Origin of the sequence: Pedobacter sp. Leaf176 (assembly GCF_001424305.1) — a bacterium.
Lineage (GTDB): Bacteria > Bacteroidota > Bacteroidia > Sphingobacteriales > Sphingobacteriaceae > Pedobacter.
This window is the reverse complement of the sequence record NZ_LMPD01000003.1, coordinates 303,786-329,096: the sequence shown is the minus strand read 5'-3', so window position 1 is coordinate 329,096 and position 25,311 is coordinate 303,786. Positions and strand designations below refer to the sequence as shown.

Sequence of the window (25,311 nt, the reverse complement as noted above, 5' to 3'; positions counted from 1 at the left end):
CTTGCAGGCATATTTAAATATATGGAAAAACTCAAAAAGCATCAAACAAAAAAGACCGACAAATTTGCCGGCCTTTGAATATTCTGGGTAATTTGAAATCAATATTTTAACCTAAATAAGATTTTAAAATCTTACTTCTTGACGTATGGCGTAAGCGTTGTAATGCTTTATCCTTAATCTGTCTTACACGTTCACGGGTCAAGTTAAATTTCTCGCCAATTTCCTCTAAAGAAAGCGGATGATTTGAACCTAAACCGAAAAATAAAACGATGATTTCTCTTTCTCTTTCTGTTAAAGTAGATAAAGAACGTTTAATTTCTTCTGATAAAGATTCATTAATTAATGAACTGTCCGTATTTGGCTCATGGTTTTCCAATACGTCTAACAATGTATTTTCCTCACCCTGAACGAAAGGAGCATCCATTGATACATGGCGGCCAGAGTTGCTCAATGTGTCAGAAATCTTATCAACTGTAGTTTCTAAAATATCTGCCAATTCTTCAGGAGAAGGTTCGCGTTCGTATTCTTGCTCTAACTTTGAGAAAGCTTTACTGATTTTACTTAATGAACCAACCTGGTTTAAAGGCAAACGTACAATACGGCTTTGTTCTGCAATTGCCTGCAAAATTGATTGACGAATCCACCAAACAGCATAAGAAATGAATTTGAAACCTTTAGTTTCATCAAAGCGTTTTGCTGCTTTAATCAAGCCTAAGTTACCTTCATTAATTAAGTCGCCTAATGTTAATCCTTGATTTTGATATTGTTTTGCTACAGAAACAACAAAACGTAAGTTGGTTTTAGTTAATCGCTCTAATGCAGCCTGATCGCCTTCACGAATCTTTCTTGCTAGAATTACCTCTTCCTCTGCTGTTATTAAATCTACTTTACCAATTTCGTGTAGGTATTTATCTAACGACTGACTTTCACGGTTGGTAATGGATTGCGTTATCTTGAGTTGTCTCATTTATACGTTTTGTGTGCTCTTTAATTATTGAAGTGTGCAAAGTTACGAAATTGTATGCTCATCCGAAAGGATAAAATGCTGAAAATGTTAGTGTTTGCACAAGTTTTTTACAGTTTTACTTATAACAAAAATCATTCCAATTTAGTTTCAACAAATAATTGTGGTCTGGCGGCAGTAATAGTTGAATATCAATTAACATTTATTGTTTATCAATAAACATATTTTGATTTATAATAAATATTTATTTATGTTTGTTTAATAATTATTTGAAAACTATGACTTTTATAAGATTCGCAAATTGGAAGTTAAAAGATACCTTCTTTAATTTTGGGGTATTGATATTGATAAAGATTTTTATCAGAATTTTTGGAATATTAACATTTCTCTACTTGCTCAGTTTCCTTGCTAAAGCGTCTTTTCATAATCAGCTTGACTACTATACAACGATAAGTTGCGTCTATTATCTGGTGTTTTTTGTTTTTTTAGATAACATTATCAAAGTTTCTCCTTCGTTTGTTCTGTCCGATAAATTAGTTAAACCATTAAATTTTATGAAATGGATTCCGTTTTTGATGATGGTTTACTTGATCTATTCTTCAGTTGTCATTAATTACAACGTATTATCCAGAATTGATTTTAGTACACCTGCTTTCCTATGGTCTGATATCGCACCATTAGTCGTTATTCCAAACCTCAGTTTTATTATAATAACCATTTTGATATTTTTTGCATCGGCCGTTTTGAATGCAAACAAAAAGCTTAAAGAAGAAAACGATTTAACAATCTAAATTATGAATACTCAAAACCAAATAAAATTGATTAAAGCAGGCTATGTTATTACGCTTTTAGTCGTATTCTTGTTTTCACTTAAAGATGCCGTTCGCGGTTTCCAAGAGGGGCATAATGGTGAAGGTAACGGAACATTAATTGGTTTTTTACAAGGTCTGGTCGTGTTTGTTATTACTTTCTTAGCTTTAAGGGTCTTGGTTTATTTATATCGGTTTATCGATTCAGTACAGATTGGGCATGTTTTTAGTGAAGATAATGTAAGTCGGCTTAAACGGATGGGCTGGTATTGTACAACGATACCATTTATATTGTTTTTATTCAAGGCTTCGGTTTATATTCACCGGAACAGTTACAAAAGCGATTTGGCATTAAATATAATTGAAAACGTTGATTTCCAAATCTGGTTATTGATTTTTGGTTTAACACTTTTAACAATAGCTTTTGTATTCAATAAGGGTATTTTGCTTCAACGGGAAAACGATTTAACAATTTAACATATGAAATATAGAATTCTCGCTCGATTTATACGTGCATGCCTGTTATTTGGCGTCTTATTGCTTTCATTATCCATCCTTTTAAATGTTTACGGCGAGATCTTTAACGCTAAAAAATATTTAAGAGTTGGTGATACGACGTTCGGAGACACAACTCCCGGATACCCAATGCATATGGGCTTACAGGTATCAATCCCTGATACCATCATAACATTTAAAAGTGGTACGTCGGGTGGTCGTATCAGCCGGTTTAATCAATCTCTGTATAATCAATTATTTCCTTACAATTCTTCGGATGTGAAAGATAAAATAATTCAGAAATTGGTTGTAAGTGATACTCGTTATAAAATATCAGCATATAATCCTATTCGGTTGGATAACGCAGTTCAGGTAAATGTAGATACGAAACACAAGGCATATAGAATTTTCTGGACAGTTCAATCCACTATCAAGACCTTATCGCTGATATTCATTTTCATATTTATTATCAAACTTATCAATATATACCTTCAGGGAGAATTCCTGAATAAAAAAAGCTTTAGGTTGATTTCCTATGTAGGTTTACTTTTGATTTTTACTGAGGTTTTTGAATTCGTTTGTATTTTTATTAATGCCAGAATAATTCCTGGTATTCACCTTGAAACGTCAGGAATGGTGGATGCTTACATGACCGGTAACATTCAAATCGGATTAAATTTTGGTAATTCTGTTAACTATAGCAATATTGGCATCGGTATAATGGTTGTAATCCTTTCTAAGGTTATAAAAGATGCTGTTGCAATTAAACTGGAAAACGATTTAACTATTTAACTTTACACCTCAACATTCCATGCCTATCATTATAAATTTAGATGTCATGCTTGCCCGCCGAAAAATGTCGCTCACAGAATTAAGTGATCGGGTTGGTATTACGATGTCAAATTTGTCTATATTAAAAACAGGCAAAGCAAAGGCAATTCGTTTAGAAACGTTGGAAGCTATTTGTAAGGCTCTGGATTGCCAGCCTGGTGATATACTGGAGTTTCGATCAGCGACCATTTTACCACCTTAGACACCTAATCACATCTAAGTTAAACGCATAAACTAAGGTTTTATAAGGTGTGTAAGGTGGTGTTAAAATAAAAAAGACTCCTGACATACCTATGAGTAAATATATAGCCTAAGGTTTTCTAAGGTGGTATTAAAACAAAAAACCTTCCAGTTGAACTGAAAGGTTTTATATTTATGATGACTACGATTTAAGCTTTAGTCTTTCTGCTTTAAGCTTTTTACGCTTGCTCAGCTAAAACTTTAGTTACTAAATCAGCAGCTTCTTTCAACGCAATTGCCGAGTAAACTTTAAGCCCGGATTCGTCGATTAATTTTTTAGCTTCTTCAGCATTTGTACCCTGTAAACGACAGATAATTGGTACAGGAATGTTTCCGATTTCATTGTAAGCATCGATAACACCCTGAGCAACACGATCGCAACGAACAATACCACCAAAGATGTTAATCAAGATCGCTTTAACATTAGGATCTTTTAAAATGATGTTAAAAGCTGCCTTAACTGTTTGTGCATTTGCAGTTCCACCTACGTCTAAGAAGTTAGCAGGCTCGCCACCGGCCAATTTAATGATATCCATGGTTGCCATTGCTAAACCAGCACCGTTAACCATACAACCAACGTTACCATCAAGGTTAACGAAGTTTAAGTTACTTGCACTCGCTTCAACCTCCATAGGGTCTTCTTCCGTAACATCACGCATGGCAGCGTAGTCAGCATGACGGAATAATGCGTTTTCGTCTAAATTAACTTTAGCATCAACAGCAATAACTTTATCATCAGATGTTTTTAGTACCGGATTGATTTCGAACATGGACGAATCAGTAGCCTCATACGCCTTATAAAGAGAAGTCACAAATTTAACCATTTCCTTAAAGGCATTGCCACTAACACCTAAGTTGAAAGCAATTTTACGTGCCTGGAACCCTTGTAAGCCAACCTTCGGATCGATTTCCTCTTTGAAAATTAAGTGTGGCGTGTGCTCCGCAACTTCTTCGATATCCATACCCCCTTCAGTACTGTACATAATAATATTACGGCCAGCAGCACGATCCAACAATACAGAGATATAAAATTCTTTAGTTTCTGAAGCACCTGGATAATAAACATCCTGAGCAACTAAAACTTTACTCACTAATTTACCTTCCGGCCCGGTTTGAGGTGTTACCAATTGCATCCCAATAATATCAGTTGCACGTTGTTTAACTTCGTCCAGGTTTTTGGCTAACTTTACACCACCACCTTTACCGCGGCCACCAGCATGGATTTGCGCTTTAATTACAACCCAGTCAGAATTGTAATCCGTTTTCAATTGCTTTGCAGCCTCAACAGCTTGCTCTGGCGTGTCGGCAACAATTCCTTCTTGAACGTTAACACCGAAACTTTTTAATATTTGTTTACCCTGGTATTCGTGAATATTCATCTGTTTATATTTTTGTCTTTATCTGTCAGATGGAGCCTATTACGATAAAAATATTATTTTAATCGTATCGGGTTCATTTGCTACAAAATTTGCCCAAAGCTACAATTTCAAAGCCTTTAAACAAATAGCAATTGGCGTTTTTTTCAGAAAATGAACGTTTTGTGTTAATTGCGAAATTAGTGCCTGTAACGTGTGTTGGTTTATGGTGTCTCGCTGATTTCGCAGTTATGCGCAGAGATTTTAATTTGAAAGTGAGAGGAAGGTTCTTCATGGCGGCTGGCGGCCCTGCTTTCCGCTATAAGTCCTCACTACGCTCCGGGCTTACCGCTGTAATCAGGCTTAAAAACAAAGTTGGTTCCTAACAAATGCAAAAAATATATTCCCTCTGCGCTAACTATCTTAAAACGGTTAGAACAAAACGGTTAATAGTGTTCTTAACTTCCCGCAAATGGTGTTCCGAAGATACCAACAGCCAGTTCTGCCCAGATTAAAAACAAAGCCAGCAAAATAATTAAAAATAATACTGTTCTAGCTGTGTTCGTTTTTACATTTCTGATTACAACTTCAATAGCCATACCTGCACTTAACAGTAAAACGCCAGCGGCAATAAAGTCTTTAAAATCCCAGTTTACTTCACTGGTAAATTGCATTGCTATTAATGGAATGCTTAAGATAAGAGCAGTAATGATGAAAATAATTGCGACTCTTTGTTTAGATGAATTGATAGTGATTTGATTTTTCATGATTTTATAAATTAATGATGCAATGAATAATTTTTGTTGTTTTATTTTTCTATTCTAAAGTGTTTAGCCGTTTCCCAATCTTGTAAATTCCAGGATACCCAGCTTACGCGCTCGTAACGTTCTTTGAAATAGCCGATTCTTTCCTCCAGTTTTCTCTGATTTGACGCTAGAGTTGCCGGTTTGGTTATTTCCATTCCATATGCACTTTTTGACTCGGTGTGTTGTAATTTCGTTCTGTTTTCGTCTAAAACAGCCAAGGTTTTATCAGAAAGCGATAGCAAATAATCTGCATCAACAGAGATGGAATCGCAGTGGGAAAGGTTGTATTTTACAATAAAAACATCCCAGTTTATGATACTGAAAAGCATCAACAATCCGAACCAGAAATTGCCGTTAAATTTTAACAAATAGAAAAAGGTTTTTTGTCTGGCAACCTTTATATAAACGCTCATTAAACCAACTGAGCACAAGATTGCAAATACTAAAACACCAATTCTTTTATGTGTCAATCCATAAAATTCGATATAATAACCATCCCTGATAAGCACAGAAATAATAAGTATTACATTCTGGAGCATCCAAACGAACGCCAGTGTTCTTAAGGCTTTGCTTTTGCTGTAGAAATTCAGGTTTCCTCTAAAAAAATAGATGATAATAGACATTGCCAAAGCGATACTAAAAATCAGCGAGTTGGTCCCATCGTGCAAATCTGCTGAGAAATTACCTGCAGGCTTATAGCCAAACCAAAGTGTTGTAATATCGATCGCATTTAAAAAAAGCAATAATAGATTTAAGGCGACAAAGGAGATTATTCCGGTAATGAATTCGGTTTTAAGCGCTAATTTTTTATTTAGCAAGTTGCCACTAAAGATCTTTGTAAACTCAAACCAAATTGTTTTGTTATGTACATTTTTTCTAACCCTTAATAATTCTTCTTTACATTTTAATTCAATTTGTTGCAGGCTTTTATCAAAAAAAGCAATTAACAAGCCGGCGGTAACCATTAAGCCGAAACAGAAATGCATAAAGCGCCCGAAGCTCAGGTCTTTAAACAGATAACCGATTGTGCTTTTAAAAAAGTCGTGGATATTAATTAGCAGGGCTTCCGCGTAATGTGCAAAAACACTGCTTGCTGCAGAGTATAAACAGGCAAAAATAATTACAATAACACCCGGAATAAAAACGTATTTAACAATTTTAAACACTGGTTTTAAGTTGAATTTTCCAATGCTGACTTGATTTAAATTTCTGATGACGTTAAAAGGTGCAGTCAACATTTGCATAACTGTCGCCAGAAAAGCGGCGAAAACTGTTCTCAATTGGTGATTATGACCGTATCCTATAAACAAAATCAGGCTTATGTAATAGGTAACCAGCGTCAAGTCTGAATTATTTACGACAACCAAAACAGCTGCAAAAAGGTGCGCAAAACCATAAATTACTACCTTTTTGCTTTTAACAACTTCAGGGTTTAGATAACTAACCGCAATTAAGTAAATGCTATACATAAGCAGATTGAGCGCTAGCCGCTCCTGCCAGAAAAGCAAACTAAATAGAAAGCCGCCAATTAGTGCTGATAGTAGTAGGAAGTTGGATTTATTTTTCATTTTAATTAATTAAAAGTACTTTGTATTTCAAAGTTATTAGTCAAAAAAAAATTACAGCTTTTTAATCATTTTTTCCAGTGCATCTAAATGCGCTTTAAAAGCTTGTTTGCCTAAATCTGTAATGGAATAGGTTGTACTGGTTTTTCTACCGATAAAACCTTTGTGTACTTTAATGAATTCAGCCTGCTCAAGCGTATTTAAGTGTGAAGCCAAATTACCGTCAGTTAACTCAAGCATTTGCTTTAAATCGTTAAAAGCAATTTCGTTATTAACCACAAGTACCGACATTACACCCAAGCGGATTCGGCTGTCGAATATTTTATTTAAATCTGCAATTGGGTTTTTCATATTATTTGCCCTTTTCGTATTTAAAATACATTAAAAGACCGTAAACTATATGCAAAACTCCAAAGCCAATTGCCCAGAATATTAATCCATAACCTACATTAAACATGCAGATTAATCCCAGCACAACCTCCAGATAACCCAAATACCGGATATCACTGTAAGTGTATTTGCTTGCATTTATAAGACCTAAACCATAGAAAATTAAACAAGTTGGTGCAATTAGGCTGTAGGTATTCGGATGGTTAAACAATAAAGCGATAATGAATAATCCACCGGCACATATTGGTATGAAAAGATTTAAAAGTAATGATTTTGAGGTCTTATCCCAAATTGGCAGGTTATTGCGTTGGCTTTGTCTGTAGGTGAATAAAACGCCACCAAGTAAAGCTACAAATAAAACAATGAGCGCTAGTTTTATAAGGTTGTATTCTAAGTCGATTTCACCTTGTATGCCGAGGCTATACCCTCTGCCAGTCAGAAACTTTTCTACTTCTTCGTGAGCAAAGTACGCACCAATCAGTGCTATTGCACCTGCAAAAACACCAGATAACCCACTCAATGAAATAAACCTGGAGGATCTATCCATCATTTGTCTGATGTCTTTCAACGCATCTAATTGTTCTTTTTGAGTGCTCATTTTAAAAGTGCTTTGTTTTTCAAAGTTAAACAAGAATTTCATACCTGCAAATTTTAATTCATTTTTTTTCCTTCAGGTTGATTACACAGATTATGGATTGCACTGATTTTTGAGATTTTAGTTCTTTGTTCCTTTATCGTTGTTCCTTGTTCTTTTTATCATTGTTCTTTTATCATTGTTCTTTGTTCCATTATCATTGTTCCTTTATCGTTTTTCCTTGCTCTTTTCCTTCGGGTTGATTACACAGATTAAGGATTACACTGATTTTATTAATTTTAGTTCTTTTATCATTGCTCTTTGATCCTTTATCCTTCATCTTACCCTTTCGCCTTTAAGCTTTCTGCTTCGTGCTTTATTCTTTGTTCCTTCATCTTTAATCTTTCTGCTTTAATCTTTTTTCTTAATTTTGAAATATGCTAAAAGCCACTGGAGTTAGAAAATCGTACGGGAATCTACAGATATTAAAAGGCGTAAATTTTGAAGTGCAAAAGGGGGAGATTGTAAGTATTATTGGTCCTTCAGGAGCAGGAAAGAGTACACTGTTGCATATCTTAGGAACACTTGATAAACCTGACGATGGCGCTGTAGAATTGAAAGGAACAATAATAAGTAAATTAAGTGGCGAATTACTGAGTTCTTTCCGTAACCAAAATATTGGTTTCGTTTTTCAGTTTCATCATTTGTTACCCGAATTTAGTGCAATCGAAAACATTTGTATTCCGGCATTTATAGCCAAAACAAATAAAAAACAGGCAGAGCTTAGGGCACTTGAATTACTGGATTTATTTGGATTGAAAGACAGGGCCAACCATAAACCTAATCAATTGTCAGGTGGTGAACAACAAAGGGTCGCAATTGCCCGGGCACTTATCAATAACCCTTCAATAATTCTAGCTGATGAACCATCGGGGAATTTAGATTCCGAGAATGCTGCTGCACTTCATCAGCTTTTCGTTAACCTAAGGGATAACTTCCAGCAAACTTTTGTAATTGTAACGCATAACGAACACCTTGCAAAAACCAGCGACCGGGTTGTTACGATGAAAGATGGGCTAATCGTATAGGAACAGAATTTACCGGATTAGAGGATTTGCAAGATTATGGTGTTGATGCGTAGAGCACAGCAAATAAAAGCAGTTACATGAAAGATGGGCTAATCGTATAAGAACAGGATTTACAGGATTAGAGGATTTGCAGGAGTATGGTGTTGATGCGTAGGGCACAGCAAATAAAAGCAGTTACATGATAGATGGGCTAATCGTATAAGAACAGGATTTACAGGATTAGAGGATTTGCAAGATTATGGTGTTGATGCGTAGGGCACAGCAAATCAAAGCAGTTACATGAAAGATGGGCTAATCGTATAGGAACAGGATTTACAGGATTAGAGGATTTGCAGGAGTACGGTGTTGATTCGTAGGGCACAGCAAATCAAAGCAGTTACATGAAGATGGGCTAATCGTATAGGAACAGGATTTACAGGATTAGAGGATTTGCAGGAGTATGGTGTAAGAGCATGATTTACAGGATGAAAGGATTTGCAAGATCAGGGTATTCATGCCTGATGCCAACAATAAACAATATAACAATTCAACAATACATCAAGTAACGAACAAAGCAATATATAAAATTGAAAATACTCATCACAGGCGGAAATAATGCGAAAACACTAAAGTTGTTGAAAGCATTTCCTGCTCACTTTATTTTATTTGCAGATTACGGTGATGTACCAGGAATGGTTACAGATAATTATGCGTTCACATCTTTAGGCGAGTTGAACAGAGACAGCATTGCGCATATTCTACTCAATTTCTGCATTACTGAAGCTATCGATAGTATAATTCCCTTACATCACTTCGAAATAGAGCCAATCGCTAAATCTGCAGTTTTGTTTGGTGAGTATGGGATCGACGTACTTTTACCACCTCTTGAATGTTTAAATGACTATTTGAATTCAGAAAAAATTTCAAGCGGTAATTTCAGTGTTTTTGTAAAGGGAGACTGCATTTACAACAGCAGCTTACAAAGTGAGGCTGAATTTCCTGGGGCTTTCAACGGCGTCTTCACGTTGAACGATGCCAATAATTATAAACTCTTTACAATTTAATATGGACGCGTATCAACTGTCAAGAGACAAGCAAATTGTCATTTTTGAACTTGATGATGTTTTATTTCCGGCGAAAGATTATTTGTTGCAAGTTTATTATTTGTTCGCCCAATTTATAGAATACACAGAACAGAAAAACGCACAATCCATTTTAGATTTTATGCGTTTGGAATATGAAAAATCGGGAACAGATAAGCTTTTCGAAAAAACTGCGCTAAAGTTTGAATTGTCAAATGCTTTTCAACATAACTTCGATTTGCTGCATCAGACTGCTCGTTTGCCTTTAAAGTTATTACTTTACAAAAACATGCTTGATTTTATGCAAAACCTGGTAATTGATGGCAAGCAGATTTTTATTGTTACATCAGGTGATCCTGAACAGCAGCTAAATAAAATTAAGCAAACAGAATGGAATGGGCTCGAAAAATATTTAACCGTGTACTTTGCCGACGAAATGAGTCAGCCTAAATCAGAAATTTTTCTGAACATATTAAGCAGCAACAATTTGTCGGTTGAGAATGCGTTAGTTGTTGGTGCAAATAATTCTGATGAGCAACAATCCAATCTGATTAATTTGCCGTATATTGTGTCACTAGAAATTTACAATAAATATGAGTAAAAAGATTCATGCACGAAAACTCTTATTGTGCGCCTTGATTGCTGTTATTGGTTTAACAACATCCTGTAAAAAATCACCTGTTAATCCTGATGGAGGAACTGGAACCCTACCTGGAACGCCTGGAACACGTGCAGAGTTAACAAAAGATTCAATTTACCTGTATGCGCAACAAACTTATCTTTGGAACGCGGGTATGCCAACCTTTGCCACATTTAATCCAAGACAATACAGTTCAGATAACGCTGTACTCGCCGCTATAAAAGCATTGCCAAGTACCGGAGGGAATGATAAATACTCGTTTATGGACGACGGCTCTGTAGCCACGCAATTAAGCGGGGTGAGTGGAGATTACGGTTTTTCAGCTAATTTCGATGCAGATAATTTATTAAGGGTTAAACTTGTTTATCCAGGTTCTCCGGCTGATGCACAGGGATTGAAGAGAGGCTATCTGATTACCAGGATAAATGGTGGAGGAGTCTTGAGATCCAGTCAGGTAGATATTAATAACATAAATAATTCATTATTTGGGACAAATCCATCGATTAGTATGACTGTTTCAAAGCCAGGCGGTACTTCTGCAGATGTGATTATTAACCGTGCAACTTATAACCTTAATCCTGTTTTATACACAAATACTTATACTATTGGAGCAAAAAAGATTGGTTATATCGTATTCAACAGTTTTACAACTAATTCTGCGAGCTTACTTGATGCAGCCTTCACAAAATTTGCTGCGGACGGTGTTACTGAACTGGTGGTTGATTTACGTTACAATGGTGGGGGTTCTGTTGCAACATCAGAAGCTTTTACGAACTTAATTGCGCCAGCTTCCCAAAATGGGAAAGTGATGTATACGACTTATTGGACTCAAACCATGCAGGAAGAGAAAGCAACCATCCTCCAAAACCAAAAATTTTATGCTAAAGGAAATGATGGCGTTACGCGCCTGTATTCCTATTTCGATTACTCATACAAACCAACTGCAGCTGCGGGAAACCAGGAAGTTTTTGTTAAAAGGGGTAGCTTGAGTAGTTTAACAAGGGTGTATTTTTTGGTAACCGGTAGTACGGCTTCAGCCAGCGAATTGCTAATCAATAATCTGAAGCCAGTAATGGATGTTAAGCTAATCGGAAAAACAACCTATGGTAAACCAGTTGGTTTCTTTGCGATACATATAGATAAAAGCGACTTGTACATTCCCCAGTTTCAAACTAAAAACCAATTAAATCAGGGTGATTATTTTTCAGGGATGACAGTTGATAAGGATGTAAGTGATGATTTGACAAAAGATTTTGGAGATGTGTCGGAGAAGATGCTTGCTCAGGCGTTGTTTTATTCTGCAACCGGAAACTTTTCGGCTTTAACTAAAGACAATGTGTTAAGCAGTACATCTGCATCCAGAGCTTCAATTGACCAGGCGAATGAACAGTTAGATCATACGTTTAAAGGAATGGTAGAAACGAGAAAACTAAAACTTAATAAATAAACCAAATATAAATTTTAGCCGGCACTTAGAAATGCCGGCTTTTTTGATCTTAAGAGTGAAAAAATGATATTAAAGGTTGTTTTTTCTATGAAATTTTGATAAGCTTGTTCAATATTAACCGTTACAGACACATATTATGCTGATAGAAACAGTAGAGAAAGAACATATAAGCTACCTGAATATAATAAATGCAAACGAAGACCACTCTTTAGAGCTGAAAACTAAACTTAACGAAGCACAAAGGCTGGGTAATGAGTTTAAATCTAAAGCTGTTATTACTTTTAATACCACAATTGGTCCAAAGCGTGTTGATACCACAGTTTGGGCGGTCACCGAAAAATTTATACAATTGAAAAATAACGTCCACATCCCGATTAAAAGCTTAATAGATATCGATTTTTAAGCTTCATTTTAAGGAATAAATCATCCCGCATTTATTAACCTTAAATTAAAAATTGATGAGTACGCTTCACAAAATCGCTTTAACTTTTATTAAATCAATTGGTCCGGTACATGCTAAAAATCTGCTCGCCTACTGCGGAAGTGCGGAAGCCGTTTTTTCGGCAACCAAAAGTCAGTTGCTGCAAATTCCAGGCATTGGCAGCAAGACGGTCGAAGCAGTATTAAATACCACAGCATTAAAGCGGGCAGAAGAAGAAATAAATTTTGTTGAAAAACATGGTATTGAGGTACTCTTTTTCTCAGATAAAAATTACCCCAACAGACTTAAAAATTGTTATGATGCACCAATTCTACTTTATTTTAAGGGTAAAGCGGATTTAAATCAGCCCAGAATAATAAGTGTTGTCGGCTCCAGGAATGCAACAGAATATGGGAGAAGTTTGTGCAAACAAATTTGTGAGATCTTAGCGCCTTACAATGTTTTAATTGTAAGCGGACTGGCTTATGGAATCGACGTTGCCATCCATAAAGAATGCATCTCACAACGTATTACAACGGTAGGCGTGCTCGGGCATGGGCTCGACAGGCTGTATCCCCAGGTACATAAATCTGTGTCTCAACAAATGGTGTTAAATGGCGGCTTACTTTCAGAGTTTCCAATTTTAACCAATCCGGACAGGCAAAATTTCCCTCAGCGGAATCGGATTATTGCTGGCATTTCCGATGCAACGCTTGTTGTGGAAGCATCGATAAAAGGAGGTGCTTTAATCACAGCTGAAATAGCAAACTCCTATAATAAAGATGTTTTCGCTTTTCCAGGCCGAACGAATGATTTGCTTTCTGAAGGATGTAACTTTTTGATAAAAACAAACCGCGCAGGTTTGATTAATAATGCTAAAGATTTAATCTACTATTTGAACTGGGATGAGGAAGTAAAGCCGATAAAGAAACAACCCCAGATTTCCATGCCGATTAACCTTACTGCGAACGAGCATAAAGTGATAGACGTTTTGCAATATGGCCAGCTTTCAATCGATGAACTCTGCATCACATTAAGTATTCAGCAAAGTAAGCTGGCAATTGTTATGCTTACATTGGAAATGCAAGGCCTCATTATTTCTCTACCAGGGAAGGTGTATAAACTTGCTTAAACTGCTGAATGGAATTGAGCGGTATGAAAAAGACTTACTCTGGTTCAAAAAGCAAATCATGTTTTGACACGTCCTTATCCCAATTTATTGAGAATCCTAATGCTATTGCAGCGCTTTAAGGGTCCGCCTGCCTGCAGCGGGCAGGTGAATGTCGGATTTTAGGTTAAAAAAGTTGAAACATTACTTCAATCTTTCTAAGCGTGTTTTCAATGCTCATAATTCAGTTCATCAACTATTTTTTTGATTCTTTTTAAATATTTGCCGTAATAATGCCATGCCCAGAGTTCGGTAATTACGCCGATAACCAAAACTGTAACAAAACAGTTTATTAAGAGATAAAAGGGAGGCAGTTTATTGAAGAATTTATCTACTACCCATGCTTTTTCTATTAATGTGAACACAGATAAAAATGCCACCCAGATAAAAACAATAATGTAGGTCAACGCTTTGTACAACTCCACGTTCAATTTCATTTCATAATAAAACCAAAGGATATTTTTTCTGCTATCTACGCTCATGTCATAGGAATTTTTGTAAAACCGGTAGAATTTTACAAAATAATATCCCGTAAAACCACAGGTTATGAAGAAAAAAACGAAATACAACATGGTCATATCTGCAGATAGCTTTAACAGGTATGGTAAACCCGTCATGAATAAAAGTGCTAAAAGTTGATAGTAAAACTCGCGTTTCATTTTCTTACGAATAATATCAATCGGGGTATGCGCTTGTTTTATTTTAAGCATCTCTTCCGAAATGTTGGTTTCTTCAAGGCCATCTGCTTTCCATTCGTTTTTTAAATCGTCAAAATTCATAACCATTTTTCTTTATAATGAATTGTAATTTTTCTTTAGTTCTTTTGAGTTTTACTCTGGCATTTACTTCACTTATGCCCAGGTTTTCAGCAATTTCTCTATGCGACTGATTTTCAAGAAAAAGAAATATCAATGCCTTTTCTATTGCGTTTAGTTCCTGAACGGCTTTGTACAAATAAGCGAGTTTCTCTTCTTTTGATTCACTTTCGTTAACATCAATTACATCGATGTTTTCATCAAGCGCTATTTTATCTACTTTTCGTTTGTCCTTTTTGAAGTAAACCAAAGCTGTATTTAAACCTACGCGGTACATCCAGGTGGTGAATTTGCTGTTGCCTTTAAAGGTTGGATAAGCTTTCCAGAGTTGCAACACGATTTCCTGAAACAGGTCTCGCTGTTGCTCCGCATCGTCCATATACATTTTCGACACTTTATGTATAATCGCTTTGTGATGGTTAATCAGGGCGAGAAATGTGGCTTCGGTCTCTTTCATTTAAGTCTTCGGAATGGCTAAATGAACAGAGCTATTTGGAAATGAAATTTGTTTTCTTGAAAATCTTTGTCCTTTGAGTTTTCATAATTTAGTTTATATACTCAATTGGTAATCGATTTTTGAAAACGTTACATCAATGGGAAAGAATTTTTGTATCTAATTCTAAGGTTTGTATAGAAACTCCAACGCCTCTTTAGGTACAAACGGACTCACATCGCCATGGTTCCTTAAAATATCACGAACGATGGTCGAGCTGATTGCTGAATATTCGGGTTTGCTTAACAGAAGAATGGTTTCTACTTCCGGCATCATGGTTTGGTTAATCTGAGCGATGGCTCTTTCGTATTCAAAATCTGATGCTGAACGAATGCCACGAACCATATAAGTTGCATTGATTTTACGGCAAAAATCGACCGTCAAGCCCTCGTAGGTCTGGATTTCGATATTTTGATAGCCTGCAAAAACGGTTTCTAAAATTTGAAGTCGCTGTTCGGCAGTAAGAAAGTTTTGCTTGGAACTATTTAAACCAATGCCGATTACAATTTTATCAAAAAGGGGAGTAGCACGCTGCAATATGTTTACGTGGGCAATTGTGATTGGATCAAATGAACCTGGAAATAGCGCTATCTTCATATTTCAAATATAGATTTTTATGCGGAAAGCAGAAAGACTAAACAGTCTGTTCTAAATCGGCAGTCTTTTCGACTGAAGTGCAGCGAAATGGAGAAATCTTTGATTAGACTTACTTAGAAAGATTTCTCGGCTACGCTCGAAATGACGACGGAGATATTTGTCGAAATGACGATTATTTTTATAGTGTTCTGGCTTCGCGTTCTCCGCGGAAAACTTAGCGGCCTTTGCGGTTAAAATAAACAGGCCGTCTTTTCGATTCGATAGCTATCGGATGGAGCGCAACTTTTACCGATTTTATATCGGTAGCGCAATTGAGAGATCTTTGAACTTTGCTATCCTTACTCAAAAGATTTCTCCACTGCGGTCGAAATGACGATTACATTATAGTGTTCTGGCTTTGCGTTCTCCGCGGAAAACTTAGCGGCCTTTGCGGTTAAACAAACTCAAAAAAACTAAAAGAAGAATTTCCGTATTTACGGGTTTCTGTATAACCGGGCTGCTTATCCAATTTCATGTTACTTTGATGTTCAACGACTAATAATCCATTAGGTTTAAGCAATTGCTGCGCTGCAACCAATACCGGGATTTGCGGAATGTTCGGCATGTTGTAAGGTGGGTCGGCAAAAATTACATCATACGAACCGGTCATCTGCTTTAATAATTTAAAAACATCGCCCTTACGGACATCAATCTGGTTAAATTCGTGCTTTTTCGCTGTTGTTTTAACCCAATTTACGCAGCCATAATCCATGTCTACCGCAAGAATGTTTTCTGCACCACGTGAGGCAAACTCAAAAGTCAGGTTTCCCGTTCCACAGAATAAATCTAAAATAGTACAGGTTTCGAAATCAAATCGATTATTTAAAATATTGAAAAGAGCCTCCTTAGCCATGTCGGTTGTGGGGCGTACAGGCAAATTTACAGGAGGCTGCAAACGAATTCCTTTTAACCTGCCTCCAATTATCCGCATAAATCCAAGGCCAGCAAACCGCTGAAATAATGTTTAGGCATATCTTCTAACAACGTATTGTTATGTTTTCCAACAGGTAGGAAGAAATGAATGTTGTTGAAATATTTTAAAAGGGTGTTGTAGTAATCGTCGTCTTCATTAATGATGCCTTGAATGTAAACCGGAATAAATTCCGTTAAATCCAGTTGTTCAATCATTAATAATAAAAAGTAATTGAATTCGGCAGCAGTTTCTGTATCGTAATGATTTTGGAAACGGACTTTATCGTCCTTTACAAAAAGCACGTTAAAAGATAAAGCGGTGAAATCAATTAACAATGCATCACCTGATAAATGACCTGATAAAGCCAGTAAGGGTGAAGATTGTGGATAAACAACCGTATGTTCCGGAAGTTGCTCTTCTACTTTTTCATCTAAAGAAAAAAGGGTATTGAAACCCGATTCTTCATGCTGTTGATTATAAATCTTTCCCTCAGAACCTAAGAATTTGGTGTAAACGGAAAGATTGTCCTCGTCAAACCATTCATCAGGCACGAAAATAAAATTCGCAGTGTGCACAGCTGCTTTTATGGTAACGTATTTTCTAGACAGATAAACATCGGTTTCGAAAGCCGATTTTAATTCCTGCTCCACATCATCACAACCTTGTTTATCGAAAATAATAGTAACCTGTCCGGAATCTTTATCCACTACGGCATAAGAAAAGCTGTCGTTTGTTATCTTCAACAACAAATGGCAGTTTACCGATGCATCAGCTTTAAAATCCGGGTCGACCAATAAAAGACTGTTGTTACTCATTTGAACAAAAATAGCTTTTTTTAGAGATTTACCATAAAGGGTACAAAGTTTTTCGAAAAGAACCCAAAGTTGGGCGCCTCAATTTCCCTATATTATATCAAATGATGTAAAAATCTGTAATCAACTTTCTGTTCTTTGCGCCTTAGTGTTTAGCCAGGCTCTGCGTTCTTTGCGGTTAAACGAAGCAAAATCTTTTTACCAAAATCAAACTTTCACTTGTCTGGAATTTCAAATATTCGGCTTAAATTCGGAACATGAGTTACAAGCCTACTTACAAAGCGGCAAACACAGTTGCGGGTAAGATTGAACAACATTTTATTAAACTTCATGCAAATGCGTCGGCGCAGGGCGAAGTAGACTTGGCTACACAGCCAGATAAGCACACAATTGAGTCGTTAATTGATGTTGCATTCTGGAGTAGCCTACGAAAAGAAGAAGGGCATTCGCCTCGTATTTCACTCGCATTTTTACCGCCATCGCAAACTTCAAAACCCTTGAAATTTGCTAAACCGCTACCTTTAAATGCGAATACGCTAACTAAAATTGCGCCTGGTATAGAGCGTTCCGGTATTCATTTAGGGGTTTGGGAGGAAGATGGGGAACTTTACATCTGGGGTACAACTTTAAATATCCCCAACTTTTGCTTTGTGATCGATGTTTCCGAGCCCGGACTTATTGTAATTAAACACCGCCGTATTTACGGCATCGGGAAATATACTAACGTTGCCGTTTTGAAAGGGGAACAGATTAGAATTGTTGATGATACCTCCTGCTCAAACCGAGATTGCCCGCCAATTTTGAAAGCCTTGCTTGATTTAACTGTGCTGGCCAGCTGGAACGATCCAATAAACATTCTGATACAATTTTCAGTGTCCATGCGTAGCCATGGGCGTGGCGGCGCTTTGCTGATTGTTCCGAAAGGGGATAGCAAGTGGAAAGAATCCATCATTCAGCCCATACAGTATTTAGTTGAGCCGCCTTTTTGCGGTTTGTCCAATCTGGCTAAACAAGGTGGTAACCAAACGGAAATTTTTTCGCAGGGTGCCTTGCGAAGGGAAGTGGAACACCTGGCTGGTTTAACGGCTGTTGATGGTGCTACAATAATCGACGAACAATTTGATTTGATTGCATTTGGCGCTAAAATCGGCCGTGCAAAGGGCAAGCCCACGGTGGGACAGATTGCATTTTCCGAGCCGATTGTTGGAGGTGAAGATAAGATTTTATACCCCGGACAGTTGGGTGGAACAAGGCATTTTTCTGTTGCACAGTTTGTGAACGACCAACCACAGGCAATTGGTCTCGTTGCTTCTCAGGATGGTCATTTTACTATTTTTAGCTGGAGCAAACAGCAGAATATGGTCATGGCACATCGGATCGAAACGTTACTTCTATAGGAGGAAATTGCTTCATTGTTAATATTGTTTCATTGCGAAATATTGCTGAATTGCTTAATCATCAATTTGTTGGATGGAGATTTAAAATATTTAGGCATTTTGAAGGAACAAGCCACATTAGTCATAGCGTCCCGCTAAGACTGTTAAATGTCCTGGCCGGACAGGCTTTTTTCTTTTTGACAACAAAAAGACCAGCGTAGCTAGCTTGAGCACAAATGAAAAAATAGAAGCCCGTGAAAAAACAAAACCGAGGCGCTGCCGAGCTCATTAAAACAAATGAAAACAATAAAAAACCATTAATAAATTGCCGGCTGAAAATTTATTCATTATTTGAATTAATTTTTAATGGCATTCATGAAGGCTACGCCGTTTTCTATTTAAGTTATTGGTTTGGCTTTGTCAAGCTATACCGAAATTTGTTAGGCCGGATTTAAGTAGAACGGAGATAGGGTGGTGAGGCTTAGCTGGGTGGCCGGTTTGGCATTTATACATTTTGTAGGGGCCAACTTAAAAAATAGCGTATATCTTTGCATCCTAAACCGTATTGCAGCGGCATCCCCCGATTTTTTATCGGGGATATAGCGGACAGACGGACTATGGGAGCCAATTAGCAGAACAATTGCTTTCCAAAAATCACACTAACGCTTTTCAAAATAATTTAATAATACAACCGTCAATAATAAATGTATATCGATAAAAGTCAGCTTATTGCCCAGGCTTACGGACACAACCCAACGAAGGAGCAATTGCTTTTTTGCGAGCGGATGTCGAGGTTTCTGCAGGAGGATGACGAATACCGCTGTTTTGTGCTTAAAGGTTATGCTGGAACTGGAAAAACCACATCGGTAGCGGCTTTGGTAAAGGTATTGGCCAAATTTAATCTGCGCAGTGAATTGCTGGCACCAACCGGACGGGCTGCAAAAGTGATGAGTCAGTATTCCTACCGGAAAGCTTTGACCATACACAAAAGAATTTACAGGAAACGTTCAGCTGCATCGCCGGAAATGCAGTTTCAGCTGGCTCCGAATTTATCTGAAAACACGCTTTTTATCATCGATGAGGCCTCGATGATTGCGGATGAATTTAATGAAACGGGTTCTTCTATTTTGAGGGATTTGCTGGAATTTGTGTATAATACGAAAAACTGTTTCCTGCTTTTCGTAGGTGATACGGCACAGTTGCCGCCGGTCGGAAGCCTGGATAGCCCTGCCTTAAATGAGCAATATCTGAAAGATAAATTTGCCTTAACAATAACCTCTGTCGAATTGAAAGAAGTGGTTCGACAGGAAAAGAAATCGGGGATTCTGGCGAATGCAACGATGTTGAGAAACCAGATTTCCAGAAATCCTGAAAATCCTTTACCTAAATTTTTAACTAAAAACTACAAGGATATTTATAACATGGCGGGCGCCCGGTTGGTTGAGGGCTTAGAGTATGCCTATCGAAAATTCGGAATGGAGAACACACTGGTGGTTTGCCGCTCAAATAAATCGGCAAATGTGTACAACCAGCAAATCCGGGCGAGGTTGCTTTACCGGGAAGAGGAACTTACGGGTGGCGACCAGGTTATGGTGGTTCGGAATAATTATTTCTGGCTGCCAGAGAATGAAGAAACTGCATTTATTGCCAACGGGGATATGGCAAAAGTAATTCGTGTTCGTGGTGAAGAAGAACGTTATGGTTTTCGCTTTGCTGAGGCTACTCTGGAATTTATGGATTTTCCGGCTGCGGGGCAGATCAATTGTAAGGTGATGCTGGATACGCTGACCCTGGAATCTGCAAACCTGCCTTATGAGCAGAATAAAAAGCTTTTTGATGGCTTGAATGAAGATTACGAATATATCGCTAACAAACGTGAAAGAATGCTGGCCATAAAATCAGATCCCTTTTACAATGCTTTGCAAATTAAATTTGCCTATGCGGTTACCTGCCATAAAGCACAAGGTGGGCAATGGGATGCTGTTTTTGCTGACCAAGGCTATCTGACAGAGGAAATGATCGATTTGGATTTTCTGAGGTGGTTGTACACGGCGGTAACCCGGGCGAAAAAAGAATTGTATCTGGTTAATTTCGCACCCCAGCTTTTCGCAAAGACCGCTCAGGAAGATTATTTTTAGGAAGGTGATTACACTGATTTAAAGGATTACACCGATTCACAAATCACTAGGGTGTTTCTTAGATCTCTAAGGTAGTAAAACAATTATTGCTTTCTGGTTATTCACCACCTAAGACACCTTAGCTAGCCTGAGAAAATTCTCCGATCGTCCTTTCGACTAGAGCGCAGCGGAACGGAGAATCTTTGATCTAAGTCTGCCTTACAAAGATTTTGCTTCTCAGAGCCTTCGGGTTCTCGGCTTCGCTCGAAATGACGACATCATTTCATTTATCGATTAAAAAAATTAAACAATTCTCTGTTTTTTTGAGGTGTTTAAGATGGTAAAACAACAATTGTTTGGTTTTTATCCACCACCTAAGGCACCTTAGTTCGCCTGAGAAATTCTCCGATCGTCCTTTCGACTAGAGCGCAGCGGAACGGAGAAATCTTTGATCTAAGTGTGCCTTACAAAGATTTTGCTTCGCAGAGCCTTCGGGTTCTCGGCTTCGCTCGAAATGACGACATCATTTCATTTATCGATTAAAAAAATTAAACAATTCTCTGTTCTTAGGTGGCTAAGGTGGTGAAACAATAATTGTTTTCAGGTTTTATCAACCACCTAAGACACCGTAGTTCATCTGAGAAAATAAATATGTTAAAACTTAGATGTTCTTAGGTGTCTAAGGTGGTAAAATAGAACGCATATTTTTTCATTCCTCTTTATGAATGCTGCGCAGATTTCTCTAAGTTTGTTTTAATGTCGTTGCCACTAACAAACCATACTTTAGAGAAATTAGAACAATTGCTTCTTGCAATCGGATTTAAGGTTCGTTACGAAAAAGGAAACTTTAAAACAGGTTCTTGCCTGCTGGAGCATAATAAAATCGTTGTGGTAAACAAATTTTCCAACCTGGAGGGTAAAATTGCAGCTTTGATAACTTTAATTAAGCAAACGAATCCCGACGAAAATTTGTTAGATGAAAAGCAACGTCAATTTTTTCACTCTTTACAGCAAACCGAGTTATTTTGATACAACTACACAGAAAGGACCTGTTTTTACGATGAAAGTTACTTTTTTAGGCACCGGAACATCACAGGGCGTACCCGTAATTGCTTGTAATTGTGAAGTGTGCCAATCTACAGATAAAAAGAATAACCGGTTAAGAACATCGGTTTTAATTGAAAGCGAAGGTAAAACGATGGTTGTAGACAGCGGTCCGGATTTTCGTTACCAGCTTTTGCGTGAGCATGTGAAAGATTTAGATGCGGTGCTATTCACCCATGAGCATAAAGACCATATCGCTGGTCTGGATGATATCCGTCCCTTTAATTATTTGTTGCACAAAGTAATTGATGTTTATGCAACTGAGCGGGTGCAACTGGCTTTAAAAAGAGAGTTTTACTACATCTTTGCCGAAACCAAATACCATGGTTTACCGCAGATTAATCTGCATACTGTCGAGAATGGCATAGATTTTAAAATCGGGCAGAATACCATTAAACCTTTCGAAGTGATGCATCACCTCTTACCGATTACGGGCTATAGAATTGCAGATTTTACCTACATTACGGATGCAAAAACCATTTCTGATCGTAGTTTAGAAGAAATTAAAGGATCGAAAATCCTGGTGATAAATGCATTACAAAACGAACCGCATATTTCGCATTTTACCTTAAATGAAGCCATTGAGTTTGCGCAAAAGATTGGCGCAGAAATGACTTACCTCACACACATCAGCCATAATTTAGGTTTACATGCAGAGGTAGAAAGAGATCTACCATCGAACATCAGGTTGGCTTACGACGGGCTTAGTTTCGACTGTTAGCGCTATTTAACTTAAACGCTTCATTAGCTTGTTATCAAAAAACGAGACTGCCGCAATAGGTAGTAGCAGATATCCCTATTCTGTCTTCTGCAATGAAAGCCATCCAGGTGTGAAATGTACATCCTTTATAAAAGGAAGGAATTTCCAGGCTTTCCCTTTCTTTTGATCGCCTGGCGCCACTTGTCTCACAGATGGCCGTTTTGTTGTCTACATCATAAACCATTAACATCACCTGGTCCTGTTGCCTGGTGTAATCGCCGTTGGAGTTATCTGTCCAGCTGAAATGCACCCCCGCATCGTCGTGTTCCAGTTTAACACCTTCTGCACCGCTGAGGTTTCCAAAACTTAAACGTACAGCAGCATAGTCGATTTCGCCGGCGGCATTCTGGGCATTCAGCATGTTATAGGATTTTGCAACATTATGGGCGGTCATCCTGCGTTTTTTCGACTCCAGGTTAAAGCCAATCCGGATAAAACCAATAATAGGGCTTAAGAAGGCCTGCATCGTTGTAAAACGCGATCTGCAGGCCTTTTGATCTGCACTACCGGTTTTGTTTTTTGCGGATTTTCTGCGTTTGCTCCTGATGACCCATTTCCCGTTCAGGTAATAACCGCTCACGGCGCCCACCGTTCCGGTGAAGCCTCCGTTAATTCCGTTTTCTATTTTTCCCATGATTGCATTAATTTAGATTATACAATATAGTAAATTGCTGATTGGTAAACGAATAAGTTGTATTTGGTTCTGATTTACGCCGGCTTTTATTCGGGTACAATTGTCATAAGTCCGACGAAAGTACGTCTTAAGTGCGTCGAAGGTCCCTCGAAACAGTTGGACTGTTTTGCTTGTCCTATAGGAATAAGTTTAACAATATAAAGTAGTGTTACTGCATCTGGTTTACAATGTTAAGATTTGCTTTTCAGGAATTTCGGTTTAAAAATATTTTATGAATGTTGCAGCGCACTATGGTTAATTTATATATTTGCAATTCTTCAAACCCAGGTGGCGAAATTGGTAGACGCACCAGCTTGAGGGGCTGGCGCCTGTATGGGTGTGGGAGTTCGAATCTCCTCTTGGGTACTTTACCGGAGTTCAGGTTTTTTAATCTTGGCTCCGGTTTTTTTATTTCCTATTGATTTGCACGTTATTAAAATGATTAATTTATTAAGTTTTGAAGCACAAGTCAGCCACAACAGCTCCCGACCGCTAAGAATGCGCTAGAAAAGGTGCAATTTTCATCGGATTGAAATCAATACAAAGATGCTTGGCGGTTACTCATCCCAAACATCGAAAGATCTACTTAGCCAAACAAGTTAGTGCATTTCTCCTATTAGTCACTAACCTGAAATTACCCGCTTTCCAATAAGCCTGTGGATAAGCTGAATACAGAAATCAATGGAAATGTATGAATTCCACTACAGTTTATATCCTACACCGGTTGCTGTGAAAATGAAAGCCCTTAAAAAAAAGCAAATTTTTTATTGTGTAAAATGTACACTAAGGTTGTTTAAACTTAGATTATTCCTTTAATGTTTTAAATGCGTACATTATTGATAAACTGTGGTATGCAAGTTGTTCAGGTAGATTAACCTATCTACCTAAATTATGTTAATGAAAAACAAAACCAGAATCTTATTCCTAAATGGAGAAGTCGTTATCCTCACACAAGTCCCCTCAGAAACCATTCGATGCAGGGTATTTGTCGATGGCATGGAAATGGGCTATTTAATTAAATCGAACGGGACTTTTATCCCTGAAGATAATTGCAATATACCAACCATAATTCTGGATAAAATTAATGACTTAGCAATCCAGGCGGAGGCTGCTTAGCGATTCAAATCGTTTTGAATTTTCGGACGGTACGTTGGCTCGTACTAGGCACGGCTCTTTTTTAAATCGGTTGTTGTCTGGGTTTGCTACAGCGATTACAATTGCATAAGGATAAATTTTTACGGATAGTTTCACATCTAAAAGGAAGATTGGGGACTGATTTTCTCTATAAATGAGCTTGATTACAAACAGTCCCAATCGATTACATATCAAAAAAATGAAATTGTAATTTATATTTAAAACTTAAAGCAATATACTGAGCTGGTTGCCAAACTTATTGAGCGATATCGTCAAAGGCGGCCCAGGTGGTTATTGGATCTCCTTTTGGGTACTTCACCGGAGTTCAGGTTTTTTATCTTGGCTCCGGTTTTTTTTTATTTCCTATTAATTTTGTGCTTATTAAAAATGATTATTAAGCTTTGGAAGCACAAGTCAGCTATAGCAGCTCCCTAACCGCTAAGAATGCGCTAGGAAAGGGAAAGCGATTTTTTAAGTATGACAGCAAGATTTGCGAATATTTAATAGTAGCAAAAGGCGCTCTATATAGATCATGGTGCAAGAGATTAACTAAATCTAGATATTCTTTGAAGCTAATAAAAGAGCATCAAAATTTGAAATTGAAAATGTAAGATTACTTTCACA

Annotated in this window: 28 protein-coding genes and 1 tRNA gene; 17 read left to right on the top strand and 12 right to left on the bottom strand. The window is 37.4% G+C overall.

Translation table 11 applies throughout. From position 1 onward, the window contains the following. Window positions 1-106: 106 nt before the first annotated feature. The gene (locus ASF92_RS10185) at window positions 107-967 is read right to left on the bottom strand and encodes an RNA polymerase sigma factor RpoD/SigA (RefSeq protein ID WP_010601359.1); all 861 of its coding nucleotides are present in this window, start codon (window positions 965-967) and stop codon (window positions 107-109) included. Window positions 968-1,518: 551 nt separating this feature from the next. Here ASF92_RS10185 and ASF92_RS21015 point away from each other — a divergent pair. Genes ASF92_RS21015 through ASF92_RS10165 form a run of 4 tightly spaced genes read left to right on the top strand, consistent with a single transcriptional unit; the run spans window position 1,519 to window position 3,301 of the window. Beyond that, a complete protein-coding gene (locus ASF92_RS21015; RefSeq protein ID WP_157263824.1) occupies window positions 1,519-1,755 on the top strand; it encodes a hypothetical protein in 237 nt (78 codons plus the stop codon). A 3-nt stretch (window positions 1,756-1,758) separates the two neighbouring features. After that, a complete protein-coding gene (locus ASF92_RS10175) occupies window positions 1,759-2,250 on the top strand; it encodes a DUF2975 domain-containing protein (protein WP_056091904.1) in 492 nt (163 codons plus the stop codon). Window positions 2,251-2,253: 3 nt separating this feature from the next. After that, window positions 2,254-3,060: a DUF2975 domain-containing protein gene (locus ASF92_RS10170; RefSeq protein ID WP_056091902.1), complete on the top strand. Its 807-nt coding sequence runs from the start codon at window positions 2,254-2,256 to the stop codon at window positions 3,058-3,060. Between the two features lie 19 nt (window positions 3,061-3,079). After that, a complete protein-coding gene (locus ASF92_RS10165; protein ID WP_056091897.1) occupies window positions 3,080-3,301 on the top strand; it encodes a helix-turn-helix transcriptional regulator in 222 nt (73 codons plus the stop codon). Window positions 3,302-3,518: 217 nt separating this feature from the next. Here ASF92_RS10165 and sucC read toward each other — a convergent pair whose 3' ends face one another. Beyond that, on the bottom strand, window positions 3,519-4,718 hold the full coding sequence (gene sucC, locus ASF92_RS10160; RefSeq protein ID WP_056091895.1) for an ADP-forming succinate--CoA ligase subunit beta: 1,200 nt from the start codon (window positions 4,716-4,718) through the stop codon (window positions 3,519-3,521). A 131-nt stretch (window positions 4,719-4,849) separates the two neighbouring features. On the opposite strand from sucC, the gene ASF92_RS21010 reads away from it, so the two are divergent. Continuing rightward, window positions 4,850-5,080: a hypothetical protein gene (locus ASF92_RS21010; RefSeq protein WP_157263822.1), complete on the top strand. Its 231-nt coding sequence runs from the start codon at window positions 4,850-4,852 to the stop codon at window positions 5,078-5,080. A 72-nt stretch (window positions 5,081-5,152) separates the two neighbouring features. Here the strand turns inward: ASF92_RS21010 and ASF92_RS10150 are convergent, their stop codons facing one another. The 4 genes from ASF92_RS10150 to ASF92_RS10135 are packed head-to-tail and all read right to left on the bottom strand — an operon-like array spanning window position 5,153 to window position 8,095. Next, window positions 5,153-5,461 carry a hypothetical protein gene (locus ASF92_RS10150; RefSeq protein ID WP_056091891.1) on the bottom strand — a complete coding sequence of 103 codons (309 nt, stop codon included), beginning with the start codon at window positions 5,459-5,461 and terminating at the stop codon, window positions 5,153-5,155. A 41-nt stretch (window positions 5,462-5,502) separates the two neighbouring features. Continuing rightward, window positions 5,503-7,068, bottom strand: coding sequence for a DUF4173 domain-containing protein (locus ASF92_RS10145; protein WP_082489529.1), 1,566 nt, complete (start codon window positions 7,066-7,068; stop codon window positions 5,503-5,505). Between the two features lie 51 nt (window positions 7,069-7,119). After that, window positions 7,120-7,416 (bottom strand): transcriptional regulator, encoded by a 297-nt coding sequence (locus tag ASF92_RS10140; protein WP_056091885.1) that lies wholly within the window; start codon window positions 7,414-7,416, stop codon window positions 7,120-7,122. 1 nt (window position 7,417) lies between these two features. Continuing rightward, window positions 7,418-8,095, bottom strand: coding sequence for a hypothetical protein (locus tag ASF92_RS10135; RefSeq protein ID WP_082489528.1), 678 nt, complete (start codon window positions 8,093-8,095; stop codon window positions 7,418-7,420). Window positions 8,096-8,466: 371 nt separating this feature from the next. Between ASF92_RS10135 and ASF92_RS10130 the strand changes: the two genes are divergently transcribed. The 6 genes from ASF92_RS10130 to dprA all read left to right on the top strand — a co-directional run bounded on the left by ASF92_RS10130 (window position 8,467) and on the right by dprA (window position 13,818). Next, window positions 8,467-9,117, top strand: coding sequence for an ABC transporter ATP-binding protein (locus ASF92_RS10130; RefSeq protein ID WP_056091881.1), 651 nt, complete (start codon window positions 8,467-8,469; stop codon window positions 9,115-9,117). Window positions 9,118-9,683: 566 nt separating this feature from the next. Then, window positions 9,684-10,160: a hypothetical protein gene (locus tag ASF92_RS10125; RefSeq protein WP_082489527.1), complete on the top strand. Its 477-nt coding sequence runs from the start codon at window positions 9,684-9,686 to the stop codon at window positions 10,158-10,160. A gap of 1 nt (window position 10,161) precedes the next feature. Continuing rightward, complete coding sequence (locus ASF92_RS10120) at window positions 10,162-10,779, top strand: HAD family hydrolase (RefSeq protein ID WP_056091875.1); 618 nt, start codon at window positions 10,162-10,164, stop codon at window positions 10,777-10,779. Beyond that, window positions 10,772-12,265 carry a S41 family peptidase gene (locus tag ASF92_RS10115; RefSeq protein ID WP_056091872.1) on the top strand — a complete coding sequence of 498 codons (1,494 nt, stop codon included), beginning with the start codon at window positions 10,772-10,774 and terminating at the stop codon, window positions 12,263-12,265. The genes ASF92_RS10120 and ASF92_RS10115 overlap by 8 nt, the downstream gene beginning before the upstream one ends. Window positions 12,266-12,401: 136 nt before the next feature. Then, window positions 12,402-12,668 carry a hypothetical protein gene (locus tag ASF92_RS10110; RefSeq protein WP_056091869.1) on the top strand — a complete coding sequence of 89 codons (267 nt, stop codon included), beginning with the start codon at window positions 12,402-12,404 and terminating at the stop codon, window positions 12,666-12,668. Window positions 12,669-12,723: 55 nt separating this feature from the next. After that, window positions 12,724-13,818 (top strand): DNA-processing protein DprA, encoded by a 1,095-nt coding sequence (gene dprA / locus ASF92_RS10105; RefSeq protein ID WP_056091866.1) that lies wholly within the window; start codon window positions 12,724-12,726, stop codon window positions 13,816-13,818. Window positions 13,819-14,024: 206 nt separating this feature from the next. Here dprA and ASF92_RS10100 read toward each other — a convergent pair whose 3' ends face one another. The 5 genes from ASF92_RS10100 to ASF92_RS10080 all read right to left on the bottom strand — a co-directional run bounded on the left by ASF92_RS10100 (window position 14,025) and on the right by ASF92_RS10080 (window position 17,526). Then, a complete protein-coding gene (locus ASF92_RS10100) occupies window positions 14,025-14,633 on the bottom strand; it encodes a hypothetical protein (RefSeq protein WP_056091863.1) in 609 nt (202 codons plus the stop codon). Beyond that, a complete protein-coding gene (locus ASF92_RS10095; RefSeq protein WP_056091860.1) occupies window positions 14,623-15,126 on the bottom strand; it encodes an RNA polymerase sigma factor in 504 nt (167 codons plus the stop codon). The genes ASF92_RS10100 and ASF92_RS10095 overlap by 11 nt, the downstream gene beginning before the upstream one ends. A 162-nt stretch (window positions 15,127-15,288) precedes the next feature. Continuing rightward, entirely contained in the window at window positions 15,289-15,759 is a 471-nt protein-coding gene (gene coaD, locus ASF92_RS10090; protein WP_056091857.1) for a pantetheine-phosphate adenylyltransferase, read from the bottom strand. Between the two features lie 433 nt (window positions 15,760-16,192). Next, entirely contained in the window at window positions 16,193-16,729 is a 537-nt protein-coding gene (locus ASF92_RS10085; RefSeq protein WP_056091854.1) for an RsmD family RNA methyltransferase, read from the bottom strand. Further along, a complete protein-coding gene (locus tag ASF92_RS10080; RefSeq protein WP_056091851.1) occupies window positions 16,720-17,526 on the bottom strand; it encodes a DUF3822 family protein in 807 nt (268 codons plus the stop codon). Before ASF92_RS10080 ends, ASF92_RS10085 begins: the two co-directional genes overlap by 10 nt. Before the next feature lie 254 nt (window positions 17,527-17,780). On the opposite strand from ASF92_RS10080, the gene ASF92_RS10075 reads away from it, so the two are divergent. The 4 genes from ASF92_RS10075 to ASF92_RS10055 all read left to right on the top strand — a co-directional run bounded on the left by ASF92_RS10075 (window position 17,781) and on the right by ASF92_RS10055 (window position 22,841). Beyond that, on the top strand, window positions 17,781-18,920 hold the full coding sequence (locus tag ASF92_RS10075) for a putative sensor domain DACNV-containing protein (protein WP_056091849.1): 1,140 nt from the start codon (window positions 17,781-17,783) through the stop codon (window positions 18,918-18,920). A gap of 683 nt (window positions 18,921-19,603) precedes the next feature. Continuing rightward, complete coding sequence (locus ASF92_RS10065; protein ID WP_056091843.1) at window positions 19,604-21,037, top strand: ATP-dependent RecD-like DNA helicase; 1,434 nt, start codon at window positions 19,604-19,606, stop codon at window positions 21,035-21,037. A 735-nt stretch (window positions 21,038-21,772) separates the two neighbouring features. Next, window positions 21,773-22,045 (top strand): hypothetical protein, encoded by a 273-nt coding sequence (locus tag ASF92_RS10060; protein WP_056091840.1) that lies wholly within the window; start codon window positions 21,773-21,775, stop codon window positions 22,043-22,045. Window positions 22,046-22,076: 31 nt separating this feature from the next. Beyond that, window positions 22,077-22,841 carry an MBL fold metallo-hydrolase gene (locus tag ASF92_RS10055; RefSeq protein ID WP_056091837.1) on the top strand — a complete coding sequence of 255 codons (765 nt, stop codon included), beginning with the start codon at window positions 22,077-22,079 and terminating at the stop codon, window positions 22,839-22,841. Between the two features lie 34 nt (window positions 22,842-22,875). Here the strand turns inward: ASF92_RS10055 and ASF92_RS10050 are convergent, their stop codons facing one another. After that, the gene (locus ASF92_RS10050) at window positions 22,876-23,514 is read right to left on the bottom strand and encodes a DUF6266 family protein (RefSeq protein ID WP_056091834.1); all 639 of its coding nucleotides are present in this window, start codon (window positions 23,512-23,514) and stop codon (window positions 22,876-22,878) included. A 321-nt stretch (window positions 23,515-23,835) separates the two neighbouring features. On the opposite strand from ASF92_RS10050, the gene ASF92_RS10045 reads away from it, so the two are divergent. Together ASF92_RS10045 and ASF92_RS21005 are read left to right on the top strand one after the other, a co-directional pair. Further along, a tRNA-Leu gene (locus ASF92_RS10045) sits at window positions 23,836-23,919 on the top strand. A 531-nt stretch (window positions 23,920-24,450) separates the two neighbouring features. After that, complete coding sequence (locus ASF92_RS21005; protein ID WP_157263820.1) at window positions 24,451-24,669, top strand: hypothetical protein; 219 nt, start codon at window positions 24,451-24,453, stop codon at window positions 24,667-24,669. Window positions 24,670-25,311 lie beyond the last annotated feature (642 nt).